General features: G+C 71.7%; 7 protein-coding genes and 1 pseudogene. 7 read left to right on the forward strand and 1 reads right to left on the reverse strand.

The window, feature by feature from the left end; genetic code table 11:
• Nucleotides 1-519 (forward strand): annotated as a pseudogene (locus tag GTW40_RS00250) (alpha-amylase); the annotation flags it as partial.
• Here GTW40_RS00250 and GTW40_RS00255 read toward each other — a convergent pair.
• Complete coding sequence (locus tag GTW40_RS00255) at nt 516-1,292, reverse strand: DUF4142 domain-containing protein (protein WP_161178108.1); 777 nt, start codon at nt 1,290-1,292, stop codon at nt 516-518. The pseudogene GTW40_RS00250 and the gene GTW40_RS00255 sit on opposite strands and share 4 nt — an antisense overlap.
• A gap of 231 nt (nt 1,293-1,523) precedes the next feature.
• Here GTW40_RS00255 and GTW40_RS00260 point away from each other — a divergent pair, with 231 nt between their 5' ends.
• The 6 genes from GTW40_RS00260 to GTW40_RS00285 form a co-directional block, all read left to right on the forward strand.
• On the forward strand, nt 1,524-2,210 hold the full coding sequence (locus GTW40_RS00260) for a DUF6445 family protein (protein ID WP_161178103.1): 687 nt from the start codon (nt 1,524-1,526) through the stop codon (nt 2,208-2,210).
• Nucleotides 2,211-2,385: 175 nt separating this feature from the next.
• A complete protein-coding gene (locus tag GTW40_RS00265; protein ID WP_161178104.1) occupies nt 2,386-2,808 on the forward strand; it encodes a hypothetical protein in 423 nt (140 codons plus the stop codon).
• Between the two features lie 54 nt (nt 2,809-2,862).
• Nucleotides 2,863-3,564: a DUF4328 domain-containing protein gene (locus GTW40_RS00270; protein WP_343245581.1), complete on the forward strand. Its 702-nt coding sequence runs from the start codon at nt 2,863-2,865 to the stop codon at nt 3,562-3,564.
• 89 nt (nt 3,565-3,653) lie between these two features.
• Nucleotides 3,654-4,604, forward strand: coding sequence for an MIP/aquaporin family protein (locus tag GTW40_RS00275; protein ID WP_161178105.1), 951 nt, complete (start codon nt 3,654-3,656; stop codon nt 4,602-4,604).
• A 22-nt stretch (nt 4,605-4,626) separates the two neighbouring features.
• A complete protein-coding gene (locus tag GTW40_RS00280; protein ID WP_161178106.1) occupies nt 4,627-4,764 on the forward strand; it encodes a hypothetical protein in 138 nt (45 codons plus the stop codon).
• 251 nt (nt 4,765-5,015) lie between these two features.
• On the forward strand, nt 5,016-6,373 hold a 1,358-nt coding region (locus GTW40_RS00285; protein WP_161178107.1), incomplete at its 3' end, for a hypothetical protein.

Here is a 6,373-nt window from a genome sequence, read left to right on the forward strand (position 1 = left end):
ACCCTGCTGATGCTGGCGCTGCCCGGCTCGGCGTATCTCTACCAGGGCGAGGAGCTGGGCCTGCCCGAGGTCGCCGACCTCCCCGCCGAGGTGCTGCGGGACCCGGTGTGGCAACAGTCGGGCCACACCCGCAAGGGCCGGGACGGCTGCAGGGTGCCGCTGCCCTGGACGACGACGGGACCGTCGTACGGCTTCGGGCCCGGCGCCGCCTGGCTGCCGCAGCCCCCGTCCTTCGCGTCGTACGCCGTCGAGGCGCAGGCCGGTACGGAGGGCTCGGTCCTGGAGCTGTACCGCGCCGCGCTGAAGCTGCGCCGCAAGCTGCTGGAGGGCGAGGAGCTGTCCTGGGCGCCCGAAACCGCCCCGGACGTACTGGACTTCAGGCGCACCCCGGGCTGGCGCTGCGTGACCAACGCGGGCGGCACGACCGTTCCGCTGCCGCCGGGTGAACTCCTGCTCTCCAGTAAGCCGTTGACGGTGTCCGGCAGTCTCCCGCCGGACACCACCGTCTGGCTCTCCTAGCCCACCGTGGGCGTCGGCAGGGGCTCCGTCGTCGCACCCGGGACGGTCGAAGTGTCGTCGTTGCGGATGTCGTTGGGCCCGGTGATGCCGTTGATGTTCAGCGGAGTGGAGGTGGGGTTCGGCGGCGGGGTCAGGATCACCTGCGGCTGGCCGGGTGCCGGGGGCGGCGGCGTCAGGTTGTCCGTGGGCAGCTTGGGCGGGGTGGTCTGCTGGAAGATGGTCTGGTCGAAGTCGACCAGACCGGTCTTCTCCATCACCGTGATGTGGTCGAGCACCGTGTCGTTGGCCTGGTTGGCCAGCGCCCGAACCAATGAGTTCTTGGTGGTGGACCGGATCTTCGCGATGGTGTTGAAGATCGAACCGTGCGTCATCCGCAGGATGTTGGCGAAGTCGGTGTCGAACTGCTTGCCGGTCTCGCCCTTCAACTGCGTCACGAAGCCCTCCTGCTGGGGGCTCGCGATGTTGGGCAGCGTGATGTTCAGCATGGGGGCGATCTTGCGGCAGGAGGCGTCGAGCGCGGCGTGACCGTCGATCAGGTGCTTGCTGGCCTCCTTGACGCCCGGCGTGGTGCCCTTCTGGAGCCCGATCTGCCCGAGCGGGTACTCCCACAGACCGGCCGCGCGCACCTTCACCACGAAGTCGCGGTCCTGCTCGGTGAGCGGGCCCCACTGCGTGTTGGCGACCAGCCGCGTCTGTGACGCCGTGACGGTGTTGAGACCGAGCATGCTGGGGTAGGCGAGCGCCGCGAGTGTCAGCGTCATCGCACCGCCCACGAAGATCGTTCCCGTCGCGTTCCGCGAAATGCTCACCGTGCCTCCTGCCCGGACGTGGTTCCGCCGACAGGCGGTTGGGACGCACAGCAGTACGGATGCGGGCGCCGTTCGTCTCGATGGTCGAGGTAACAATTTCTGTCCGGCCGGGATTGGTCAAACATTGACCCTTCTCGACAGAAGTTGACCGCCTGCCGGGAGAAGTGGGAAGAGGCCCGCCCCTAGATTCGCCCCATGCCCCCACAGCCACCCGCCGGGCGCCCGGCGGCCCTCCCCGTGCTGCCCTACCGCAAGCCCACCAGGGGACGCGACTACTGGGTCATCGACGACGCGCTGCCCGACCCGGACGCGGTGCGCGAGCGGTGCCTGGCCAAGGACGACTGGGCCAGGGGATACCCGTACACCTCCGAGACCTGGCCCGGACTGCGCGCGATGCCCGGCCTCGAACCCGGTGAACTCGCCCATGTGGAACGGCTGGTGAGGAAGGCGACCGGGGCGAGGGAGCTGTGGGTGCAGCGGGCGCCCGGCGGCGGCACCCTCAACCACAACTGCGTCCAGGTGGTCGGCGAGGGCGAGAGCGAGCCCCGTCCGCACGCCGACTCGCGCGCGCTGTGCCGGTACGCGGCCGTGCTCTACCTCAACCCGCACGTGCCGAAGTCCTGCGGCACCAGCTTCTACCGTCAGTCCCTGCCCGGCGGCCGCCTCGGCGGCAACGTCGTCCAGGCCCCGCACAACAACCTCGTCGACGCCCTGGGCACCCGCTTCGTCGCCCCGGACGCCTTCGAGGAGGACGTGGACGTACCCCACCGCTACAACCGCCTGCTCCTCTACCACGCCAACCTCGTCCACAGCGCGACCGGCTACTTCGGCCGGACGCTGGAGGAGAAGCGGATGACGGCGGTGTTCTTCTGGATGGCGTGAGACCCGATCCGGATGGTGTGAGGCCCGTGCGCCCCCGCTGAATGGCGGGCTTCCCGGGGTGGTCCGCGCCCGATGTCGTTCACCCGTTCGGCGTATCCCCCGTGGTCACCCGGCCGTGCCTGCGTGATCGTCGTAGCAACGACCCTCTCGGGGCGACGACGGCGGAGGTACGGCCATGACCCAGCAGCAGCAGACGCAACCGGCACCTCCGGCCCACGGAGGACTCGCCGAGGGCGGCGCGATCTTCGGAGGCGTCCTGATGCTGATGAACGGCATCCTCGCGATCCTCCAGGGCATCTCCGCGATCGCCGCGGACGACGTGTACGCCCGAATAAACGCCTACGTCTACAAGATCAACCTCACCGGCTGGGGCTGGATCCTGCTGGTGCTCGGTGTCATCGCCGTCATCACCGGCGCGGGCATCCTCAAGGGCCTGGAGTGGGCGCGGATGGTCGGCATCCTGCTGGCCTCGCTGAGCATGATCGCCCAGTTCCTGTTCCTGCCGTACTCCCCGATCTGGTCGCTGATCATGATCGGCATCGACTTCTTCGTGATCTGGGCGCTGGCGACGTACCACCCGGAGCGCCGTACGGCCTGATCCCGCTGTAAAAGCCCCTGGTGCCGGGGGAGTTGAACCGGTCAGAATCGCGTCGTGGACGAAGAGATGACGACGACGGCCGCCCCGGCTCCCGCGGTGCCCGGACTGTCCCCCGTGGAGACCTCGGCCCGCCTGGCCGGCTGGGCCCTGCTGCTCGCGGGGTTCGGTCATGTCCTGCGCGCCGGGTGGGAGCTGGCGCTCTGGACGGCGGGCGAGCCCGCCTCCGGACCGCCCGACCGGGGCGAGGGAGTGCACCGGCCGCTCAACGGGCTGGAGAACTCCTACCACTTCGTCACCTCCCTCGCGGCCGCCACCGTGCTGATCTGCGCGGTCCTCTTCATCGGGTGGCTGTGGCGGGTGCGGGACAACTCCGTCGCCCTGACGCGTGAGCCGCCCAGGTACCGCGGCTTCTGGGTCTACCTGGGCTGGGTGCTGCCCGTCTTCAACCTGTGGATTCCGCGCGGTGTCGTCGCCGACGTCTACCGCAAGAGCGCGCCCGGACGCCCGCTGCCCGCCGTGCTCAACGTGTGGTGGGTGCTGTGGCTGCTCGGCTTGGTCTGCGGCACCGGCCTGATGTACAGCGACGGCCCCGACCGGCTGATAGAGCGCGCGTACACGGATGTGTGGATGCTGCTCTTCAGCGAGGCGGTGATGGTGGGCGCGGCGGTGGCCGGGTTCCTCATGGTGCGCGCGGTGACGACGGCGCAGCTGGACCGCATCGCGTCGGTCACGGCGGAGCCGCAGGTCCAGGGGTAACCCGAAGGCAGTAACCCGCCCTGCGGAGCGAGTGCTTGTGGGCCAGTATGAGGCTGTTCGCCGCATTCGCTCTCTCAGAGGGGGCCTCAATGGCTGTCGAAATCCCCCCGCTCATCAAGCCGTCCCGGCTCAGGCACCGGGGCGGTCTGGCGGGCGAGATGATGGCGGAGTTCATCGGGACCTTCGTCCTCATCGCGTTCGGCTGCGGTGTGGTCGCCATGGCGGTCGCGGCGCTGCCCGGCTCCGGCCGGGCCGCCACCACCACGACCATCTTCCTGGCGGCGGGCGACTGGCTGCTGGTCGCCTGGGGCTGGGCCCTGGCGGTGACCTTCGGTGTCTACGTGGCCGGTGGCGTCAGCGGCGCCCACCTCAACCCGGCCGTCACCCTCGCGGTGGCCGTCCGCCGGGGCTTCCCCTGGATCAAGGTGCTGCCGTACTGGTTCGCGCAGGTCGCGGGCGCCTTCGCGGGAGCGGCGCTGGTCTATCTCGTCTACCACAACGCGATCGACACCTTCGACGCCGCGGTGTCGGGCCCCAAGACCAACGGGCACACCCTGGCCTCGTTCTCCATCTTCGCCACCTTCCCCGCGCCCTACTTCCACGGGGGCATCTGGGGTCCGCTGATCGACCAGATCGTCGGCGCGGCCTTCCTGGTCATGTTCGTCGTCGCCATCCTCGACCTGCGCAACCAGGCCGTGAAGGCGAACCTCGCCCCGCTCATCGTGGGCTTCGCGGTCGCCGCGATCGGCATGTCCTTCGGCGCGAACGCCGGGTACGCGATCAACCCGGCCCGCGACTTCGGCCCCCGCCTGTTCACCTGGGCGGCGGGCTGGGAGAGCCTGGCGTTCCCGGGTTCGGTGGCGGGCCAGTTCAGCGGCTACTGGTGGGTGCCGATCGTCGGCCCGCTGATCGGCGGCCTGGTGGGCATCTTCCTCTACGACCTGTTCGTCGGTGACGTGCTCTACCTGCGCCACGAGATGGGCGAACTCCCCGAGCCGGGCCGCAGCCGCCCGACGCGGGTCGACGAGGGCGAGGAGTGACCGGACCGCGCGAGGAGCTCCGATGGGCCGGTACCGGGCCCGGGCGGTGGCCCGGGCCCGGCTGCGTGTCCGGGTGGCGGTGCGGGTGGAGGCTCGGGCGCTGTGGGTGGCGGTGCGGATACGGGTCCGGGGGCGGGTCGGGGCGCGGATACGCCGCTGAGGTGCTCGCGGCCGGGGGCTGTGGGCTGGACGCGCGTTCGGGCGTTCGTCGTGCCGTGTGATACCCGGCGCGGGTGCGCCACCCCGCGTTCCGGTGGGCGTTGGAGTTCCCGTAGCGGTTCCGCAGGAACGATTTCCCCGTGCGTGCCGCCGTGTGGTCGCACAGCGCAAGGGTTTTGGAGTACTGACGAAGTGTGGGCTTACGCCTCGGGCACCGATCGGGCGTCCACGACGGGCCGTCCGGAACCGGGTGTGCTGATCGGCCGCGCGGCGGAGACGGCCGCACTGCGGGAGGGCCTGGCCCGGGGACGGCTGGTGACGGTGACCGGGCCCGCCGGTGTGGGCAAGAGCAGCGTGGCCACGGCGGTCGCGGCCTGCGGGGCCTGGGGTCCGGTGGTCCGCGTCCGCTGCCCCGGCGGCAGCCGTACGGCACCGGGCGCGCTGGCGGCGCGGGTCGCCGAGGCGATGGGCGGCGGCCCCCTCGATGCGCTGGAGACCGGACTCGGCGCGAACGGCCGCCCCACGCTGCTCCTGCTCGACGACGCCGACGCCGTACGCACCGAGTGCGCGGGCCTGGTGCAGCGGCTCCTGATGGAACTCCCCTCCGTACGCGTCCTGGTGACCTCCCGCCAGGCACTCGGACTCGGCGACGAGCGGGTCGTACGGCTCGACCCGCTGGGCGAGGCGGCCGCCGTGGAACTGTTCCTCGCGCGGGCGCGGCCCCGGGCGGTGGACGAGTACGGCGTGGTGGCCCGGATCTGCCGACTGGTGGAGGGCCTGCCGCTGGCCGTGGAGCTGGCCGCCGAGCAGCTCGAACTGGGCATGAGTGTCGGTGAGTTGGCGGACCAGTTGGAGCGGGACCAGTGCTGGCTGTCCGCGCCCTCACCCGCGCTGCGCAGGCACCGCTCACTGCGGTCCGCGATCGGCTCGGCCTATCTGCTGTGCGACCGGGCCGAGCGGGCGGTGTGGAGCCGGGCCGCCGTCTTCGCCGGGCCCTTCACCGAACCGTCCGCCGCCTATCTGTGCTCCGGCGCCGGGGTCGCCCCGCACCAGGTCCCGGCGTGCCTGGCCCGGCTGACCGCCGCCGGGGTGCTGCGGACCCTGGGCGAGCCCGGTGGTGTACGGCCGCCGCGCTACGTCATGACCCGCGCCGCCCGTGACTTCGGTGCCGAACGGCTGCGCGCGGCCGGGGAGTTCAAAGTGGCCGTCACCCGGCACGTACTGCACCACCGGCGGCTGGCCGAGATCGCCGGGAACCTGTGGAGCGCGGGCGAGCAGCGGCAGGCGGCCCGGCTGGTGCGGGACAACGAGGCCGACCTGTCCGCCCTCGTCGACCACGCGCTCGCGCAGCCCGACCCGCCCGCCGGGCAGGTGGCGGCGGCGCTGGCCGGGGTGGTGGACCTGTGGTTCTGGTGGGCGGTGCACGACCACGCCGAGGAGGGCCGCCGCCATCTGGCCCGGCTGCTGCCCCGCCACCGTGCCGACGACCACCTCGCCGCCCGCGCCCGCTGGCTGGCCGCCTGGCTGAGCGCCCCCGGCGACCCCGCCACCGCGCGCGAGCTGCTCGGCCAGGTCTGGCCCGCCGCCGTGCTGGCCGGTGACGACGCGCT

This window comes from Streptomyces sp. SID4985 (assembly GCF_009863025.1).
In the GTDB taxonomy this organism is placed as follows: Bacteria; Actinomycetota; Actinomycetes; order Streptomycetales; family Streptomycetaceae; genus Streptomyces.